Genomic DNA, 17,351 nt, shown 5'->3' with positions numbered 1-17,351 from the left:
AGCATTTCCAGCATTTCTTGAAAAACAGGAATTTCATTAGTTTTTTCATGAATCGCTTTTTGACCCAGCGTTATGCCACTTTCCGTCAAATAAGCACTGAGAATTTGTAAAGCAGAGTGTGGTTTATTCTTTTGCGATGTGCTACGAATTGCTTTCCCATCAACTGCAATAATCTCGCCAACGACTTCAAAATTCTCACGCATTATCTCAAAAATAACTTCACTAACTTTTTGCCCATCCATCATGCTCAAAACACGAGAAAAAGTTGGTTTTGAAGGGATTTTTTCAATATTGAAAGTTCGCTTGAAAAACTCAGCTTTATTTTCAGCATAAGTCACGATATCACAGAGTTGGTCTAAACCGCATAAAACGGCGCACATGACGATGATTAGGACATCGCTTAAAGGATATTTAACGTATCTTTCATCTCGTGAATCTTCTATAATCATAAATTTTTCTTGTAGTGTCAGATTGTTCTCCTAATGGGAGTTTAGCACTTTTGGTTAATTTTTCAACACTAATTTATGAAACGACCGTGAAAATAACCGATTATATCGGTTATTTGTGTGTAAATGTGGTAAAATAGAGGAAACGTTTTCATTTAGAAAGGAATGAGTTGGTTAGCAACTCAATTAAGAGAAAATGAGTAAATTATTTGGGAGTATTGAAGCAGGTGGTACAAAATTTGTCTGTGCCGTCGGTAATGAAGATCTAGTGATTCTTGAGAGTACCACATTTCCAACAGAAAAACCTGAGGCGACTTTGCAGCAGGCAGTGGATTTCTTTAAACAGTTTGGGTCATCACTTGTGGCGATTGCAGTGGGGAGTTTTGGACCGATTGATGTCAATATCACTTCTGAAACTTATGGTTTTGTGACGACAACGCCTAAACCGCATTGGGCGAATTTTGATATGATTGGCTTTTTGAAAGCTCAGCTTGATTTACCTATGTTCTTTACGACAGATGTCAATTCATCAGCTTATGGTGAACAGTTATTAGACCCATCACTTAAAAGCTTGGTTTATTTCACCATCGGCACCGGTATTGGTGCGGGTGCGATTCAAAATGGTGATTTTATCGGAGGCATCTCTCATGCTGAAATGGGGCATATGTTTGTTAAACGTCATCCAGATGATTTAGAGTTTGCGGGTGTTTGTCCTTACCATGGTGACTGCTTGGAAGGGGTCGCAGCAGGTCCCTCACTCGAAGCGCGAACTGGTATAAGAGGTGAAAATATTGAAATAGAGTCAAATGTCTGGGATATTCAGGCTTACTATATCGCTCAAGTTGCTGTTTCGACGACCTTGACGCTGCGCCCTGAGAAAATCATTTTTGGCGGGGGTGTCATGGCGCAAGCGCATATGATGCAACGTGTTCGCAAACAATTTGCGGCCCTCTTGAATGACTATGTTGCTGTGCCAGAACTATCAGACTATCTCCAAGTGCCAAACATTGCTAACAATGCGTCTGCAACCGTAGGGAATTTTGCTTTGGCGAAACGGGAATATGATCTAAAACACTAAGTCTGACAAGTGACTGGGACAAAAGTCCTCAAAAAATAGGCGATGAATGATTCCGATTAACTTCGGAAATCGGTCATCGCCTATTTTGTGTCACTTTGGATGAAGCAGGTTTGGGTGTCATAAAAAATACCAAATTGGCATTCTTTTGACAAAACAATACGAAATTAGCTAGAAAACGCTGATTTTTTGATAACTTCGTACGCTTTCTCTTTTAGTGATTGAGGATTTTTGTTCCAGCCTATTTTGATTTCGACACAAAAAATAAGACGTCAGATCACTGAGGTCTTATTTCAATTGGTGATAACGGTCGTACCAAATGGTAACGTATTCCTTAGAAAATGGTCCCTTACCTTCATTAATCCAGTCAACTAAAATCTTGACATTTTCTTTTAAAATAAAATCAATGTCTTCTGGATAATGCATTTGACGTTTGTGACGCTCATATTCTTCGACATCCAACAATTTCTTCTCACCGTCAGCAAACACCTTGACATCAAGGTCGTAGTCGATATATTTAAGGGCTTCATTGTCAAGCGTGTAAGGACTGGCCAAGTTACAATAGTAGCTTACGCCATTTTCGCGAATCATGGCAATAATATTGAACCAAAACTTCTTGTGAAAATAAACAATAGCAGGCTCGCGGGTCACCCAACGTCTGCCATCGCTTTCCGTCACAAGCGTATGGTCATTCACACCAATAATCGAGTTTTCGTTAGTCTTTAGCACCATCGTATCACGCCAAGTACGATGCAAGCTTCCGTCGTGTTTATAGCTTTGAATCGTAATAAAGTCGCCTTCTTTGGGGATTTTCATCATCCTACCAACTTTCTAACATTCAAAGTTCTCAACAAAAATTATACCATTTTATCCGTCATTTGTCAGATTTGAACGTCGAAAATAACCAAAGATTTTTTCACCTCCTCTGAAAAATGCGTGAGGAGATAAGCATCGAATTCTTTTGTTTTCTTAACCAGATGATAACGCTTATGGAGATTGTAGGAGTTGAGCGATTGATAGATTGGATAGGTTTTGAAGTAATCGCTGATTAACTGCCATTCTCGTTTGTAGCCTAGTGGTTTGGATTGATAGTGTACGCCATCAATCATTTGGTCATAAGACTGATGATTGTGACCGAAGACAACATCCCTGATGCCATGTTTAACAAAAATGGCGTGGAATTTATCAGAACCCAGAAAAGCATTGAATTTGACAAACTTAGGATGGGTCATCACAAAAGAAGGGTGCGGCACAAAGTGCATGGTGACAATCAGATTCGCCTTATCAGCAGACGTCATGTTCGTCAAAACAGCATCAAGTTTGGCCAGAATACGGTTAGTCACGGTGATATCATCGGCATCTCGTGTCATTTTTCGGTCGAACCAAAACGTATTTTTAGTCCGCAAATTTTGCTTGATACTAATATCTGGACAAAATGAATAGTCATACCAACCTGCAAAACTCAGTAATTTTTTCTGACCAATTGTCCGAAGTTGAAAGTCATTTGCAGTGATATCTGACTCGGTCATGCCCAACATATCATGGTTACCAAGATTATAGGAAATAGTAAAATATTGCGAAAGATGCGCTAAAAAAGGCTTTGACAAATTTTCAAAGTCATTTGAGATATCACCTGCTAGATGGATATCCGTGATGTCTTGCGCTTGCAAGGTTCGAATTAGAATTTGTTTATATTGTGTATCAAACTGATTAACATCCAGATGCAAATCAGAGAGAATGGCTAACTTTTTCGTTGTTTTCATAAGTTTAGTATAGCATGCTTTGTTTTAAGATGTTTGAACGTGGTGTGTAGAGATGTGGCTTTTTTATTTTAAATCTATAAGATACAGTTAGACAAGTAGGAAGAATTGGAGAAGGTATGGTATAGATAAATAAGACTGTCGAAGGACACCATGTCTCAGGTGAGCCAGTAGCCAGCGAACGTTTGTTTGAAAATATGGAACTGGATTTGAAACGCTTTGAACTGGTGGTTGTCAAGTCAATCGGTCAATTATCAAAGATGCATTTAAAACGGCATCCTCAAGCGCCTGAGACGACAGAAATTTAAGGTATAATAGAAACATGACGAACTTAAAAGAACAAATTATTGCCATTTCCAAAGAAATTGGCATTTCTAAAATCGGCTTTACGACGGCTGATAATTTTGACTACCTAGAAAAATCCCTAAGACTGGCTCAGGAAAAAGGGATAAACTCTGGTTTTGAACACCAAAATATTGAAGAGCGAGTTAAGCCCAAGCTTTTACTTAGCAATGCTAAGACGATTATTTCGATTGCCGTTGCCTATCCTAATAAATTGCCGCAATTACCTGAAAAATCGGGCTATAAACGTGGCAAATTTTCCTCATCCAGTTGGGGTATTGATTATCATCATATTTTGACAGAGAAAATGGCCCATTTATCAGAGAAAATTGCTGAGCTGACTGACGATTTTGACCACAAGGCCATGGTTGATACAGGGGCGCTAGTGGATACAGCAGTTGCCAGACGCGCGGGGAACGGTTTCATCGGTAAAAATGGGCTAGTCATTTCTAAAGAATTTGGCTCCTATATGTTCTTGGGAGAACTCATCACCAATCTTGAGCTTGAACCAGACAGTCCAGTTGATTATGACTGTGGCGACTGCGACCATTGCATCACGTCATGCCCGACAGATGCGCTCAATGGCGATTCAACCATGAATGCCAAGCGCTGCCTGAGTTTCCAAACCCAGAAAAAAGGGCCGCTTGATAAAGAATTTCGGGTCAAAATGAAGACGATGCTCTATGGCTGTGATATTTGTCAAATCGCTTGTCCTTATAATAAAGGGATTACGAACGAGGCTCAGACGACGATTAATCCGGAGTTGGCTTATCCTGAGTTACAACCTTTTATTCAGCTGAGTAATCAGGAGTTCAAGGCTAAATTCAGTGAAATTGCAGGCTCATGGCGAGGTAAAAATGTTTTGCAGCGTAATGCGATTTACGTTTTAGCTAATGTTAATGACAAAACGGCTATTCCTTTATTAGAAGAAATAGCAGCAAATCCTAGCAATGCCGTTCACCAAGAGGCGGCACAATGGGCGCTAGATAAGATTAAATCAAAGGCGAATCATCATCAATCTTTGAAAAATAGATGAGAACGTGGTAGAATAATATAATATGGAAATTAGTGAAATTCGCAATCAAATTGCCCAAAATAGAGATAAGATGGCGTCATTTCGAGATAATCTCGATTTAGACCGCCTTGAAGAAGAAATTGCGCTTCTTGACAATGATATGTCTGACCCTAGTTTTTGGGATGATAACATTGCCGCACAAAAAGTCGTTGAGCAATCAAACCAACTCAAAGCCAAATATGAGACTTTCATGACCATGCAAGCTATGCTTGATGACCAAGAAGTTATGTTGGAGATGTTGGAAGAAGATGCTGATGAGGAAATGCAGGCGGAATTGGCAACAGAGCTTGATAAATTAGGTGCTAAAATGCAGGCCTATGAGCTTGAAATGCTTTTAAATCAACCTTACGATCACATGAATGCCCTTTTAGAGATTCATCCTGGATCAGGTGGTACCGAGTCTCAAGACTGGGGGAGCATGCTCATGCGGATGTATGAGCGTTGGGGAAATGCCCATAACTTTAAAGTTGAAGTTGTCGATTACCAAGACGGTGATGTCGCTGGTCTTAAATCAGCAACCCTGAAATTTACTGGTAACAACGCTTACGGCTTCCTTCGTTCTGAAAAAGGTGTGCACCGTCTGGTACGTGTTTCACCTTTTGATTCACAAAACCGTCGTCACACCTCATTTACTTCGGTTGATGTCATGCCTGAATTAGATGATTCGATTGAAGTTGATGTCCGAGATGCTGATATCAAAATGGATACTTTCCGTTCTGGTGGTGCGGGTGGACAGAATGTTAATAAGGTATCAACAGGGGTTCGATTGACGCATATCCCAACTGGTATCGTGGTCTCATCTACTATGGATAGAACGCAGTATGGTAACAGAGATTTGGCGATGAAGATGCTTAAATCTAAACTCTACCAACTCGAAGTTGATAAAAAGCAAGCAGAAGTCGATGAATTGAAAGGCGATCAAGCCGATATTTCATGGGGCTCACAAATTCGTTCTTACGTTTTCATGCCTTATCAACTGGTTAAGGATACACGTTCTGGTTATGAAACAAGTCAGATTGATAATGTTATGGATGGCGATTTAGATGGCTTTATTGACGCTTATCTCAAATGGAAAATGTTGTAAGGCTGTAATATTTTAGAAATAGTAATTTGTTATAATATGTGTATGTTGACAAAAAACAGAAAGAAACTAAAAATATGAGTAGTATTATCAAATTAAGTAATGCAACCAAAAAATATAATAACGGAACGACCGCCTTGCGAAATATCTCAGTTGATATTGAGGCCGGAGAATTTGCTTACGTCGTAGGACCTTCAGGCGCTGGTAAATCAACGTTCATCAGATTATTGTATCGTGAAGTGAAGTTGGATAAAGGTCAGGGCGTCGTCGCTGGCTACAATCTTGAAAAAATTAAAAAACGTGATGTGCCGATGCTTCGTCGCTCTATCGGTGTCGTTTTCCAGGACTACAAATTGCTACAAAATAAAACAGTCTATGAAAACATCGCTTATGCTATGGAAGTTATCGGCAAACGCCCACGTGAAATTAAAAAACGTGTCATGGAAGTACTAGACCTTGTTGGTCTTAAACACAAAGTTCGCTCATTCCCAAATGAGTTATCAGGTGGTGAGCAGCAACGTGTGGCGATTGCGCGCTCAATTGCTAATGCCCCCAAAGTACTAATTGCCGATGAACCGACAGGTAACTTAGACCCTGAAAACTCATGGGAAATTATGAACCTTCTGGAAAAAATTAATATCCAAGGGACAACAATTTTAATGGCGACCCACAATTCACAAATTGTTAACACCTTGCGTCATCGTGTTATTGCGATTGAGAATGGTCGAATTGTCCGAGACCAAATAGAAGGAGAATATGGCTACGATGATTAGAACATTTTTTAAACACCTGTGGCAGTCCGTTAAAAATCTCCGCAGAAATGGTTGGATGACAGTTGCTGCTGTTTCATCTGTCACCATTACCCTAGTATTGGTCGGTATCTTTCTAGCCGTTATCCTCAATACAACGAAATTAGCCTCTGATTTGGAAAATAATGTTCGCATTTCAACCTTTTTGAAACTTAGCGTCCATGATGCTGACAAAGAAATTCCAGATTCCAATGATAAATCAAAGATGATTCCTAACGCAGACTACCACAAGGTAGAAAAAGAAATTAAAGCTGTGCCACACGTGGTCAAAGTGACTTATTCAAGTAAGGAAAATGAGTTGGAAAAACTCATGAAATCGATGGGCAACACTTGGAAAATGTTTAAAGGTGACAGTAATCCCCTTTATGATGTTTATATCGTTGAAGCGGATAAACCTGGAAATGTGACGGCAGTTGCTAAGAGTATTAGCAAAATTGATGGCGTCGATCGTGCAGACTACGGTGGGACCAATACCAAGAAAATTTTTGGTCTCTCAAAAGTTATCAGAACTTGGGGACTCGGTGCAGCTGGTCTTCTCTTGTTTGTCGCAGTCTTTCTGATTTCTAATACGATTCGGATTACGATTTTATCTCGTCAACGAGAGATTCAAATTATGCGTTTGGTAGGTGCTAAAAATGGTTATATCCGTTGGCCTTTCTTCCTTGAAGGGGCATGGGTTGGCCTAATCGGTGCTATTTTACCAAGCCTTCTTATCGGTTTCGTTTATCGTGTCGGTTATGTCGGTTTGCAAAAACCATTATCGCAACAAGGGTTATACCTTCTGAATCCTAACACATTTGTCCCACAATTGATTGTTTTAATGTTTGTCGTCGGTGTGGCGATTGGGTCAATCGGGTCAATTATCTCAATGAGACGTTTCCTTAAAATTTAAATCTTGAATAAAAGAGCGACTACTTGCTCTTTTTTGCTATTTTTCATGGTTTGCTGTCTCATTAGGGATATTTTATGGTAAAATAGTAACGATATTATAAGTTTGTACATTATTTAACTTAAATAATGTCCTGAATAAATGGACAGTAGTTGAAAGAAGAGACGATGAAAAAAGTTGTGATTATTGGCTCGGGCATTGCAGGTGCAACCGTTGCTTTATATTTAAAAGGGCAAGCGGCTGTCACAATTATTTGTAAAGGAAATCAAGAAGACAGTAATTCGATGCTGGCTCAGGGTGGCATTGCGGCTGTCATGCCAAGCAAGCGTATTGAAGAAGGACAAGCGCCAGATAATGAAGCATCTCATGTCGCGGATACCATGTCTGCTGGTGTGTTTCATAATCAGAAAGAAGCAGTTGAGAAAATGGTACATGAAGGGCCTCAAGTGATTCAAGATTTGATTGATCTGGGGATGGTTTTTGACCAAACTGCTGATGGACGACTAGATTTAGGACTTGAGGGCGCGCATACACATAAGCGAATTTTACATGCAGGTGGCGATCAAACAGGTCGTCAGTTGACAAGTTTTATCCATGAGCAACTGACAGCGGTCAAATGGTTACCCCAGACTTTTGCTGTGGATTTTATTGTAGAAGACGGTCAAGTTTGCGGAGTGAGCTATCTTGATGTCGAGAATCAACGGCAAACGATAATTGCAGATGATGTTGTCTTAGCAAGTGGTGGCATTGGGCATTTGTTTCAGGATACGAGTAATGATCAGACGATTACTGGAGATGGTATCGCCATGGTCTTACGTGCAGGATGCGATTTGTCTGATATGGCATTTTTGCAATTCCATCCTAGTCTTTTAGACGGTGGCGAAAAAGTACATCCGATTCTGATTTCAGAGGCTGTCAGAGGTGCTGGGGCTATTTTGGTTGATGAAAACGATCGTCCGATTATGATTGGTCGCTCTGGTAAGCTTGACCTAGCACCACGAGATGTCGTCAGTCGGATCGTCAATGAAGAGATACAAGCGGGACACCAGATTTATTTGGACGTCTCGTCTGTCACGAATTTTTCTCAGCAATTCCCAGCTATTGCAAGCTATTTGAAGCAGAATAATATTGATTTTGAAACCAGTCAGCGTATCCCCATTAAACCAGGCATGCATTTCCTGATGGGGGGGGTCAAAACAGACTTTTCAGGTCGCACAAAAGTTAAACACTTATATGCGGTAGGAGAAGTCGCCTTTACAGGCGTTCATGGTGCTAATCGTTTGGCGAGTAATTCTTTACTAGAAGGGCTTAGTTTTGCTAGAAGTGTGGCACATGCTATTTTGTCAGACAAGGAGAACAGGTCTGCAAGTGAGCAAGTACAGCAAGTCACACAATCATCAAGTAAGATGCGCCTACCAAATCGCGCTGATTTGGTCAAACGAACATCTGATGCACTAGGCATCATCCGAAGACCTAGAACCATCCGCCAGTTTCTAGCTTGGTTAGCAAGCTTTAATTATCAGCGCTTAGACCAAACCTGTACAGATCGTCATCAAATTGAGACAGCTAACCTATGTCTTGTCGCAGAAACGATTGCCAATGCAGCGCTTGCTCGGACTGAAAGTCTCGGTGCACACTACTTATTATCGGAGGAATAACCGTCGCATGAATTTACAAGCAAAAGAACAACTAAAAGCCTTCTTGATTGAAGATATTGGCACTGGCGATTTGTCGGCAGATTTAATTTTTGATGCGCGTGAACAAGGAAGTGGCGTCTTTGTTGCCAAAGCAGATGGTATCATTGCCGGACTAGAAGTGGCGCAGCAAGTCTATGATTTGTTAGGTCAAGATGCGACTTTTATCTCTAGCGTGGCGGATGGTGATAGCGTTAAAAAAGGTCAGCTTATTGGGCGATCAACGGGGAATATCCGAACCCTGCTAACTGGGGAGCGCGTGATTTTGAATCTCTTACAGCGGATGAGTGGGATTGCCACTTTCACCGATATAGCGATTCAAACATTAAATGATTCAACGATTAAGATTTGTGACACACGAAAAACAGCCCCGGGTTTGCGCTATTTTGATAAATTGGCCGTTAAAATCGGTGGTGGTTTCAATCATCGGGTAGGACTCTACGACGGCGTCATGCTCAAAGATAATCATATTGCTTATGCGGGTAGTATCTCAAAAGCAGTTGAGAAAGTTCGCGAGCAGATTGGTCAAATGCTTAAAATTGAAGTCGAAATCGAAACAGAGGCACAATTACTTGAAGCGATTGATGCTAAAGCTGATATTATCATGTTTGATAACCGAACACCAGAACAAGTCGCTGCTTGGACAAAGCTAGTGCCTGAGACGATTTTGACTGAAATTTCTGGTGGCATCACACTTGATAACTTAGCAGACTATGCGCATACAGGCGCTGACTACCTCTCTCTAGGTGCTCTAACCCATTCAGTCCTAGCTTTTGATATTAGCTTTAACAGTCAGAACGGCGAAAAAGGCGAAACAAACTTGCCTCATGTTGACTGACTAAAAGTGAGTTGAGATAAACTTGAACGAGATAAAATGAGGAGAAATCATGACAGCTATAAAGACAGCTAACCCGACATTTGACAAGAAACGTATCATTCCTGAACGCTATCTACACCTATCAGACGGTGAAATGATTCGTAAAATCTATGAGAAAAAAAGACAATTTGGCAATGATTTATTGATATTAGCACATCATTATCAAAAAAATGAAATTATCCCCTTTGCAGATTATGTAGGCGATTCATTACAATTAGCCAAAGAAGCAGCGGCCAATCAGTCAGCCAAACACATCATTTTTTGTGGGGTTCATTTTATGGCTGAGACAGCTGATATGCTCACAACAGCTGATCAGAAAGTCTACTTGCCAGATGCTTTAGCAGGTTGTTCAATGGCAGATATGGCTAATTTAGAGCAGTTAGAAGCGGCTTGGCAAGTCTTAGAAACAACCTATACTGAGCCTGTCATACCAGTAACTTATATCAACTCAACTGCAGCAGTTAAAGCCTTCGTTGGTAATCACGATGGTGTCATCGTGACATCTAGTAATGCTGAGACCATTTTAAAACGTGTTTTTGACAAACACCAACGTGTCCTCTTCTTACCAGACCAGCATTTAGGGCGTAATACAGCCTACCAATTAGGAGTGCCACTTGAGCAAATGGCAGTTTGGCATCCTAAGCAAAATAGACTGGAAGCAGAAGGTGACCTTCAAAATCTTAAAGTTATTCTCTGGCAAGGGCGCTGTTGTGTGCATCAACAATATACCGTTGAACAAATTGCAACCTTACGCAGTCAAATTTCAGACTTGAAGGTCATGGTTCACCCTGAATGTCCGATTGAGGTCGTGCAGGCATCAGATAGTTACGGTTCAACTAAAAAAATCATTGATGAAGTCTCAGCTAGCCCCGAAGGGACAAAGTGGGCAATTGGCACGGATAATAATCTGGTGAATCGCTTGATTCAAACCTTCCCTAATCATGACATTAGGTCCATTAATACCTCTGCCTTTTCATGCATCACCATGAACCGCATTCGCCTAGCGCACCTTTTATGGACACTAGAAGAAATAGAGCAAGGCTCAACCATTCAGCAAATAACAGTAGATGAGACCACACAAATCTCTGGCCTCAAGGCACTTGACCGGATGTTGGCAAAATAATATGATAAAAACTCCCTCACACAAGCTTTAGCTCGTGTGAGGGAGTTTTTTATTAATCGTGTTCGTTAGCGATTAAAACAGTTTCAAAAGTAAATTCACTTGGAATGTGGCTAGCAATAGAAAACTCAAAGATTCTCCCATCGTCTAGGTAGCCAATTTGCTCGGTTTGCATCAGAAAATCCGTATCTTTTAACTTGAGATAGGCTTTTTCAAGAATACTTGGTCGGACACCAGCGACTTTAATATGCGCACTTTTAACCGTTAAATTGAGTGTTTTAGCAATATAACTATAAATTGACGTTTCCAACTCTTTGGTTGTCAGATCAGGAATAATCTCAAGTGGCATCCAAGTATATTCGATGATAGAGGGGACATCTTTAATCGTCCGCAGTCGAATGATTTTGTAAACCAAACTTTCTTTGTCAATGTTCAACTTATCAGCGATATACTGAGTAGGTGCTTCAGTCGAAAAACCGATAATCGTCGAGCTAACTTCACCTTCATGTAAAGCTGTACTACCAGTTAAAGGTGAAAATTTAGTAATTGTCGAATTTTTGAAATTCTTGACAAAACTTCCTGAACCTCTACGTCGCACGATATAGCCTTCTTGCACCAACAAATTAATGGCTTTTGTAATCGTTAATTCACTGACATTAAATTGGTCAGCGAGGATGCGTCCTTGAGGTAACTTCTCATTGATTGGGTATTTACCCGACTCAATATCGTATTTAATTTGTGTATAAATATCAATATACTTGGTATTAGTTCTCATGATTGCTCCTTATAAAAGTCTATATAGATATATTATATCATTTTTATCTAAAAATAAAGAATATAGTTTTAAAATGTCTTTTTATGATTTCAATATCATTAAAACAGGTTATTTATGACTTGTATTTGAAAATAAAATAAATATTTAAAAATCTATTGACAAACAGTTTTTAAAACTATATACTTTTAAATATAAGGAAGCGCTTTCTGATTTTAAAAGGAGTTTTGACACATGAGTTATCAAGCAAACGAAAAACGTTATGATAAAATGCTTTACCGTCAAGTTGGTCAGAGTGGTCTGAAATTACCGGCTATTTCTCTTGGATTTTGGCGAAATTTTGGTGATGATATGCCATTAACGAGGCAAAAGGATTTAATTTTAAAAGCATTTGATCTAGGTATCACGCATTTTGATTTAGCCAATAATTATGGTGGGGGTGCAGCAGAACAAAATTTTGGTCTGATTTTTAAAGAACATCTGAAAACTTACCGTGATGAGTTGCTTATTTCTACTAAAGCGGGTTATCAGATGTGGGATGGCCCTTATGGTGATGGAGGTTCAAGAAAATATTTAGTGTCAAGTTGTGATGCTAGTTTGAAACGGTTGGGGCTTGATTATGTTGATATTTTCTATCATCATCGCTATGATCCTGAGACCCCCTTGGAAGAAACAGCTTTGGCCTTGGACTCGCTAGTTCGTAGTGGTAAAGCGCTCTATATCGGTATTTCCAACTATTCTGCTACTGATGCCCAAGCAATGAGTCGCATTTTCAAGACATTAAAAACGCCATTTATCATCAATCAGATGAAATATAATCTGTTTGAACGAGAGTTTGAAGATGAGTTGAAGGGAGTAACGGCTAATGAAGGAATTGGTAATATATCGTTTAGTCCATTGGCACAAGGGCAATTAACCAATCGTTATCTAAATGGAATTCCAGAAGATTCTCGCATTTCTCGAAAAGGGGCGTTGACGGATGCGGTCACATTTGAAAAAAATTTGGCCAAGGTTCGCAAACTACAAGTAATTGCCGAAACACGTCAGCAAACGATAGCTGAACTTGCAATTGCTTGGCAACTCAGAGATGCGGGAGTTACAAGTGTGCTTATTGGTGCGAGTCGCGTTAGTCAGCTAAAAGAAAATGTCAAAGCACTTGACAATATCTCGTTTACAAATACAGAATTACAAGCAATTCAACACATTTTATAATCATAAGGAGAGATAAATAATGGACGGAATGGAACAAATTGCATTCACAATGATTGCAGCAATTGGTGAAGCAAAATCACTGATTATGGGTGCTATCGCAAAAGCACGCGATAATCAAATTGCAGAAGGCAAGGAGCTACTCAAACAAGCTAATGAAAAGTTAGGTGTCGCACACAATGAACACTTCGGTTTGATTCAAGAAGAAGCAAGTGGTGGAAAAGTTGAATTTGGCATTTTATTCATGCACGCCGAAGATCAGTTGATGACGACAGGTTTGATGAAAGATATGGCAGATCAGATGATTGATATGTATGAAAAAATGTATGAACTCACGAGGAACTAAGAAAGGATATTTATGGCAACACAAGTTAAACAAACGAATCCATTTTTAAAAAAATTAAGTGATGTGGCGCAAGCAGCAGCATCGCAAAGATATTTTAGAGCCATGCGAGATGGCTTTGTCTCATCGGTGCCATTTCTCGTTTTAGCAGGATTGATGATTCTGATTAATAATGTCATCATTGCGCCTGACGGCGGTTGGATTGCTGGCTTTGTCAATCATGGCACACTCGCAACTTGGCAAGAATTAGGCAATAAAATTATTAACGGTTCACTGAACTGTTACTCACTCTTAATCGCAATTATGATTGCTTATTCACTCGGTACTAGCCGTAAGGCAGAAAGTCCAATTTTCTGTTCAGCAGTTGCGGTTGGGACGATTTTCACACTCATGCCTTTGGTCAATGCAGTCATTCCTAACGGTGCTGAAAAAGCTGTCGAAGTTGGTGGTGTCTTACCCTTTTCACTATTAGGGACATCGGGTATCTTTGTCGCTATCTTTGCTGCCATGTTATCAACGGAATTATTCGTTTGGCTCAGCAAAAATGAAAAGCTTAAGATTAAATTGACAGGAACGGTGCCACCAGCAGTTGCCCAATCTTTCAATGCTTTGACAGCCATTATCATCACCTTGGTCGCGGCTGGTTTTGTTTCATTTGGTATTCATCAACTGACAAACTTAGAAGTCCATGCCCTGATTAATAAAGTCATTCAAGCACCAATGGTTGGTCTGACCACTAGCTTACCAGGTTTCATTGTCCTTTGTTTCTTTACCAATCTTTTATTTGCACTCGGGATTCATCCGTCAGGGATTGTCAATCCAATTCTTGAGCCACCATTGCTTGCAGCTATGGCTGAAAATTCAGATGCTTTCAAAAATCATTTGGACATTCCGCATATTATTGTGTTGCCATTCCGTGATTTGTATGGTCATATTGGTGGGACAGGATCAACGATTGCCTTGGTGATTGCGATTTTCATCGTTTCAAGAAAACAATTTAATCGTGACTTTGCAAAAATGTCTGGCCCACTTGGGATTTTCAATATCAATGAACCGATTATCTATGGTTTCCCAGTTGTCTTTAATCCATTGATTATGATTCCCTTTATCTTTGGTCCACTTATTTGTTTTATCATTGCCTACTTTGCCACTGCGGCAGGACTAGTCAGCAGAATTGCCGTCTATGTTCCTTGGTCGATGCCACCGCTGATTAATGGTTTTGTTGCTTCAGGTGGTGACTTTAGAAATGTTATTTTACAGTTGCTTTTAATCACTTTAATGGTGGCGATTTATATTCCCTTCCTCAAGGCTTACGAATTAAGTATGGAGTCTGAGGTCGTGGGTGCTGAGTCTGAATCTACTATCGATGATGATGATTTCTCAGACTTTGCAGATTTCCAGTAACTATCGGCAAAAATAGATGATATAAAATTAATTGAATTTCGGCTCCTTGGTGTTAGGAAAATAGATAAAAGTACGCACGAACGTTGTTCGTTTACGTCTTTTCCTAATTTTCTACACACCAAAGCAGTCGCCTCAACATCTTAATTAGGAGAAAAAACGATGACAACAAACATTTTACTATGCTGTAATGAAGGTATGTCGACTAGCTTTTTAGTCAATAAAATGCAAAAAGTAGCAGCAGACAACAAGCTCGATGTGAAGATTTGGGCAGTAGCTGAGCCGCGTGTGGATACAGAATCGGATACGGCTGATGTCGTTTTGTTAGGACCACAATTAGCTTTTTTGGAAGATAAAATCACCGAACGGATTGGTGAAAAAGTGCCAGTTAAGGCGATCAGCGCTGAAGATTTTGGTCGTGTCAACGCACCTGCCGTTTTAAAACAAGCTTTAAACCTCATCCGCGAACGTCGCGCACAACAATAGAAAGTTAGGTATTACATCATATGACATTAGTAACAGGTTTTATCGGTTTTGGTAAAAGCGCCAACCGCTACCATCTTCCCTACGTGAATTTGAGAGAAAATATCAAGGTTAAAACCATCTTTGACCTGAAAATCAATGAGGCATTAGCTGCCCCTTACCGTGCTAAAGGTGTTGCTTTCACCACGGACATTGAAGTCTTGCTCAATGACGAAGAGATTGAATTAGTCACGATTTGTACACCAGCTCATACGCACTATGACCTTGCCAAACAAGCGATTTTAGCTGGCAAAAGTGTTATCGTGGAAAAACCTTTCTGTGATACAGTTGAACACGCTAAAGAATTATTTGCCCTTGCGCAAGAAAAAGGTGTGCTGGTTCAACCTTACCAAAATCGTCGGTTTGACGGTGATTACTTGGCAGTTAAGCAAGTCATTGCACAAGGTTTCTTAGGTGAAATTAACGAAGTTGAAACACATATCGACTACTACCGTCCGGGCAGTTTCACAGAGCCTGCGGTTAAGGAAAATGGATCATTCTATGGTCTTGGCATTCATACCATGGATCGGATGATTGCCCTCTTTGGTCGCCCAGATACAGTGGCTTACGACATCCGAAACAACGAGGTTGTCGGTGCAGTCGATAGCTACTTTGATGTTGACTTGCATTATGGCAATACGCTCAAGGTCAAGGTTAAAACAAATCATGTTGTGGCAAGCGATTATCCGCGCTTCATCGTTCATGGTAGCAATGGTTCATTTATTAAATATGGTGAAGACCAACAAGAAAATGATTTGAAAGCTGGTGTCATGCCAGATGCCGCAGGATTTGGCGAAGATTCAGTGATGTATTATGGGATCGCTAAATACCGCAATTCAAATGGTGACTGGATTGAAAAACAAATCAAGACACCTCTGGGAGATTATGGTCGCTACTATGATTCGGTCTATGAAACGCTTAAAAATGGCGCTGACAAACTCGTGTCTGACGAAGAGACCTTGACCAACATTCAAATTTTGGAAGCTGGTTTTAAAGCACCAAGTCCAAGTGTCTACAAAGTGGAGGAACTCTAATCATGAATCGTATTTTAGCTTGTACCGCATCAGATTTTGGCAAAGAAACAACGCCTTTGGAAATTAAAGAGGCAATCAAAGCATCCGAAGGGCGTGTCGTCCTCGTCAACTTAGCCGCAGAAAATGCGCCATTATATCCAGAAGTGACCAATGGTGAAATGGCAGCAGCCTTCGGAGCAGACCTATTATTACTAAAAGGGATAGACGTTAAAACTCTGAAAATAGCAGGTCTCGGTGAGATATCGCATTTGTCTGAACTTCGCAAGTTGACAGGAACGGGTGTGGGGATTAATCTGGAAATCGCAGACGGTGGACCAGAATTCAAATGCTTGACCCCTGCGTCATTGGCGGAAGTCTTGACTAAAGGTGCAAATTTCTTATCATTAACAGCCTATGTGAAACCAGAGGCAACACCTGAGCGGATTATCGCTGATATCAAGCTCACACGTGGCAGTTATGACGGGCTTTTGGCACTCAATCCAGTAGTCAGCCATGGTGCAGATTTAAAACTTGAAAACTTACTTGCCTACGTTGCAGCTGGTGTGGATTTACTCACTTTACCAGCACCCGGTGCTGTTGCCGGTGTGACCGAAGCTAAATTGGCGGAGATTATCCTAGCTGTTCGTGCGGCTGGTGCGCTAGTTTCAACAACCGTTGGGACTTCGCAAGAAGGGACAGACAAGGCAACGATTCAAAATATCGCCCTTGCAGCTAAACGCGCAGGAGCAGATGTCTTTGAACTCGGTGATGCCGGCGTCGCAGGCATGCCTGTACCATCTACGATTTACCATGCCTCTATCGCCATTCGTGGTCGCCGTCATACCTTTGTTCGCATGGCGCGTGGTGCAAATCGTTAAGGCATATATAAAAAGAGATAGATGAAGTTTATTTTCATCTGCTTT

General features: G+C 40.5%; 19 protein-coding genes. 15 read left to right on the top strand and 4 right to left on the bottom strand.

The features are described from left to right. On the bottom strand, window positions 1-449 hold a 449-nt coding region (locus tag ACYQ21_RS03095; protein WP_460055031.1), incomplete at its 3' end, for an ISAs1 family transposase. A 193-nt stretch (window positions 450-642) separates the two neighbouring features. On the opposite strand from ACYQ21_RS03095, the gene scrK reads away from it, so the two are divergent. Next, window positions 643-1,524, top strand: coding sequence for a fructokinase ScrK (scrK, locus tag ACYQ21_RS03090; protein ID WP_460055028.1), 882 nt, complete (start codon window positions 643-645; stop codon window positions 1,522-1,524). Window positions 1,525-1,809: 285 nt separating this feature from the next. On the opposite strand, the gene ntdP is transcribed toward scrK, so the two are convergent. Continuing rightward, window positions 1,810-2,337, bottom strand: coding sequence for a nucleoside tri-diphosphate phosphatase (gene ntdP, locus ACYQ21_RS03085; RefSeq protein ID WP_460055026.1), 528 nt, complete (start codon window positions 2,335-2,337; stop codon window positions 1,810-1,812). 65 nt (window positions 2,338-2,402) lie between these two features. Next, window positions 2,403-3,284 carry a metallophosphoesterase gene (locus tag ACYQ21_RS03080; protein WP_460055024.1) on the bottom strand — a complete coding sequence of 294 codons (882 nt, stop codon included), beginning with the start codon at window positions 3,282-3,284 and terminating at the stop codon, window positions 2,403-2,405. A 182-nt stretch (window positions 3,285-3,466) separates the two neighbouring features. Between ACYQ21_RS03080 and ACYQ21_RS03075 the strand changes: the two genes are divergently transcribed. From ACYQ21_RS03075 to nadA, 8 genes are all read left to right on the top strand, one after another. Further along, complete coding sequence (locus tag ACYQ21_RS03075) at window positions 3,467-3,589, top strand: hypothetical protein (RefSeq protein ID WP_460055022.1); 123 nt, start codon at window positions 3,467-3,469, stop codon at window positions 3,587-3,589. A 14-nt stretch (window positions 3,590-3,603) separates the two neighbouring features. Beyond that, entirely contained in the window at window positions 3,604-4,659 is a 1,056-nt protein-coding gene (gene queG, locus ACYQ21_RS03070) for a tRNA epoxyqueuosine(34) reductase QueG (protein ID WP_460055019.1), read from the top strand. 22 nt (window positions 4,660-4,681) lie between these two features. Then, window positions 4,682-5,782: a peptide chain release factor 2 gene (prfB, locus tag ACYQ21_RS03065; protein WP_332407220.1), complete on the top strand. Its 1,101-nt coding sequence runs from the start codon at window positions 4,682-4,684 to the stop codon at window positions 5,780-5,782. A gap of 74 nt (window positions 5,783-5,856) precedes the next feature. Further along, window positions 5,857-6,552: a cell division ATP-binding protein FtsE gene (ftsE, locus tag ACYQ21_RS03060; protein WP_031365686.1), complete on the top strand. Its 696-nt coding sequence runs from the start codon at window positions 5,857-5,859 to the stop codon at window positions 6,550-6,552. Then, complete coding sequence (ftsX, locus tag ACYQ21_RS03055; protein WP_460055015.1) at window positions 6,545-7,480, top strand: permease-like cell division protein FtsX; 936 nt, start codon at window positions 6,545-6,547, stop codon at window positions 7,478-7,480. The genes ftsE and ftsX overlap by 8 nt, the downstream gene beginning before the upstream one ends. Before the next feature lie 164 nt (window positions 7,481-7,644). Then, the gene (gene nadB, locus ACYQ21_RS03050; RefSeq protein ID WP_460055013.1) at window positions 7,645-9,135 is read left to right on the top strand and encodes an L-aspartate oxidase; all 1,491 of its coding nucleotides are present in this window, start codon (window positions 7,645-7,647) and stop codon (window positions 9,133-9,135) included. Window positions 9,136-9,142: 7 nt separating this feature from the next. Further along, the gene (gene nadC, locus ACYQ21_RS03045; RefSeq protein WP_460055011.1) at window positions 9,143-10,009 is read left to right on the top strand and encodes a carboxylating nicotinate-nucleotide diphosphorylase; all 867 of its coding nucleotides are present in this window, start codon (window positions 9,143-9,145) and stop codon (window positions 10,007-10,009) included. Between the two features lie 49 nt (window positions 10,010-10,058). Beyond that, window positions 10,059-11,171, top strand: coding sequence for a quinolinate synthase NadA (gene nadA / locus ACYQ21_RS03040; RefSeq protein WP_460055008.1), 1,113 nt, complete (start codon window positions 10,059-10,061; stop codon window positions 11,169-11,171). Between the two features lie 52 nt (window positions 11,172-11,223). Here nadA and ACYQ21_RS03035 read toward each other — a convergent pair whose 3' ends face one another. Further along, window positions 11,224-11,943, bottom strand: a complete 720-nt coding sequence (locus ACYQ21_RS03035) for a GntR family transcriptional regulator (RefSeq protein ID WP_460055006.1) — start codon at window positions 11,941-11,943, stop codon at window positions 11,224-11,226. Between the two features lie 231 nt (window positions 11,944-12,174). On the opposite strand from ACYQ21_RS03035, the gene ACYQ21_RS03030 reads away from it, so the two are divergent. From ACYQ21_RS03030 to ACYQ21_RS03005, 6 genes are all read left to right on the top strand, one after another. Beyond that, window positions 12,175-13,152, top strand: a complete 978-nt coding sequence (locus tag ACYQ21_RS03030) for an aldo/keto reductase (RefSeq protein ID WP_460055003.1) — start codon at window positions 12,175-12,177, stop codon at window positions 13,150-13,152. A gap of 19 nt (window positions 13,153-13,171) precedes the next feature. Then, a complete protein-coding gene (locus tag ACYQ21_RS03025; protein ID WP_460055000.1) occupies window positions 13,172-13,495 on the top strand; it encodes a PTS lactose/cellobiose transporter subunit IIA in 324 nt (107 codons plus the stop codon). Window positions 13,496-13,507: 12 nt separating this feature from the next. Continuing rightward, window positions 13,508-14,896, top strand: a complete 1,389-nt coding sequence (locus tag ACYQ21_RS03020) for a PTS sugar transporter subunit IIC (RefSeq protein ID WP_460054998.1) — start codon at window positions 13,508-13,510, stop codon at window positions 14,894-14,896. A 159-nt stretch (window positions 14,897-15,055) separates the two neighbouring features. Beyond that, entirely contained in the window at window positions 15,056-15,379 is a 324-nt protein-coding gene (locus ACYQ21_RS03015; RefSeq protein ID WP_460054996.1) for a PTS sugar transporter subunit IIB, read from the top strand. A gap of 20 nt (window positions 15,380-15,399) precedes the next feature. After that, the gene (locus ACYQ21_RS03010; protein ID WP_460054993.1) at window positions 15,400-16,449 is read left to right on the top strand and encodes an oxidoreductase; all 1,050 of its coding nucleotides are present in this window, start codon (window positions 15,400-15,402) and stop codon (window positions 16,447-16,449) included. A gap of 2 nt (window positions 16,450-16,451) precedes the next feature. Then, window positions 16,452-17,306, top strand: coding sequence for a DUF7916 family protein (locus ACYQ21_RS03005; protein WP_460054990.1), 855 nt, complete (start codon window positions 16,452-16,454; stop codon window positions 17,304-17,306). Window positions 17,307-17,351: the final 45 nt, after the last annotated feature.

It is taken from the genome of Pseudolactococcus yaeyamensis (assembly GCF_054658615.1).
The sequence above is the reverse complement of the archived record's forward strand: the minus strand, read 5'-3'. Positions and strand labels throughout refer to the sequence as shown.